2 protein-coding genes are annotated in these 1,850 nt (G+C 49.2%); one reads left to right on the top strand and one right to left on the bottom strand.

Annotated elements, in window-relative coordinates:
* A partial coding sequence (locus E0L15_RS12125) for a leucine-rich repeat domain-containing protein (protein WP_168125805.1) occupies positions 1-1,414 on the bottom strand: 1,414 nt, incomplete at its 3' end.
* 214 nt (positions 1,415-1,628) lie between these two features.
* Between E0L15_RS12125 and E0L15_RS12120 the strand changes: the two genes are divergently transcribed.
* Positions 1,629-1,838: a helix-turn-helix transcriptional regulator gene (locus E0L15_RS12120; RefSeq protein ID WP_168125803.1), complete on the top strand. Its 210-nt coding sequence runs from the start codon at positions 1,629-1,631 to the stop codon at positions 1,836-1,838.
* Positions 1,839-1,850 lie beyond the last annotated feature (12 nt).

Genomic DNA, 1,850 nt, shown 5'->3' with positions numbered 1-1,850 from the left:
AGTGGATGGTCGCAGAAGCGAGGACATCATTGTAGTCGCCCACAGAGATGGCTGCCCACTGTTCCTGGGTTCCGGTGTAGTAGACTGTGGTCAGATTGTCGCATCGATGGAAGGCCGTGTAATCAATCAGGGTAACGCTATCTGGAATGGTAACCTCTTTCAAGCTGGTGCATTCGTAAATGGCACTATTTCCGATGGATGTCACCCCTTCGGGAATTACAAGTTCCTCCAGCTCAAAGCATTGGTAGAAAGCGCCGTTACCAATGGAGGTGATGCCTTTTCCCAACTCGATGTGAGCAATCTCAAAATCTCTCCAATCACTGGGAGTCATATCATACTCCCACATATCCCCAGTGCCAGAAATGGTGAGGGTTTTGGAGTCCCGATCATAGCTCCAGGTCAGATCATCGCCGCAAACGCCCTTGGGCTCTGCCACCGGGATGGTGCCATCAGCGCAGACGATGGTCACAATAAATGGATTATAGGACAACGCCTCTGCATTCAGTGCCTCCCATTCCTCCATGGTTCCGCCAAAGAAAATGGTATTTAGGTTTCTGCATCCTTCAAATGCATCTTTTTCAATGGTAGTAACACCTTTGGGAATGGTAATTTCGGTCAAGCTGACGCACCCACCAAAGGCAACTCCCCCAATGGTGGTAAGCCCCTCAGGAAGGCTAATTCTTGTCAGATTGTCGCAGTTTGAAAAGGCGCAGCTCTCAATGGTAGTGACGCTCTCAGGGAGGACGAGCTCAGTCAGGCTGGTACATCCCATGAAGGCATACATTCCAATTTCTGTCACACCCTCTGCAATGCTGACCTTTGTCAGGCCAATGCACCCATCAAAGACATTGGGCCAAATAGCAGTGACTCCTTTCGGAATGGCAATCTCCGTCAGGCTCTTACACCCACTGAAAGCAAACATTCCAATCTCCGTCACACTTTCAGGAATATTAAATTCTGACAGTTCAAAACATCTAAAAAATGCATTCGATCCAATGGTCGTCAGCCCCTCAGGAAGTCTGGCTTTCGTTAGGCTGGTACAGTTTTGAAACGCCCCAGACTCAATGGTCGTGACCCCCTCAGGAATGACAACATCTCTCAGATTTTCGCAATCAGAGAAAGCAGATGAACCAATGGAGGTAACTCCCTCCTCCACGATGACATGGGCAACGTCAAGACTAAACCAGTTATCTTGTCTAGGCCACATTTCCCCGGTGCCGGAGATGGTGAGGGTCTGAGTCTCCTGGTCGTAGTCCCAGGTCAAATTCGGGCCACACTCCCCGCTGGTGGCTGCTTCTTCTGCTACTACGGTTGGGGACTGGGTGGCCTGGGTGTTATCGGCCCAGGCTACAGCAGGAAACATCCCCACAACCAGACAGCCGCACAACAGAATGCTGAGAAGTTTCTTTTTCATTGTTTCCACTCCATTTCTCTCATGATATGGAAGGGGGCATATTGGTGGGCCTTATGGACGGTTTGGTCCGCTTTTCTTCCCTCTTCACCGGAAATCTGTGTCCACATTCTCCCAATAACGGAACACAGTTCCATCTCTTGCTCATTCTAACCTGAAACAGGTTAGAAGTCAATACTCTGTTTCAGGTTATGCCATACTCTGCAAGAGGTGAAGTATGATGAACCGATTGCGAGATTTACGAGAAGACGCCGATTTGACCCAAACCCAGGTGGCAAAGTTTCTGGGCATGTCTCAGACGGGGTACTCCAAATATGAGACGGGAGAAAACGACATTCCCACCCGGGTCCTCATTCAATTGGCAAAATTTTATCACACCAGCATTGACTATATTCTGTGTGTCAGTGACAAACGGACGCCTCTTTAGGTCATGCAAGAC

The sequence above is a fragment of the Pseudoflavonifractor sp. SW1122 genome (assembly GCF_012027765.1).
GTDB lineage: Bacteria > Bacillota > Clostridia > Oscillospirales > Oscillospiraceae > Enterenecus > Enterenecus faecium.
The sequence above is the reverse complement of the archived record's forward strand: the minus strand, read 5'-3'. Positions and strand labels throughout refer to the sequence as shown.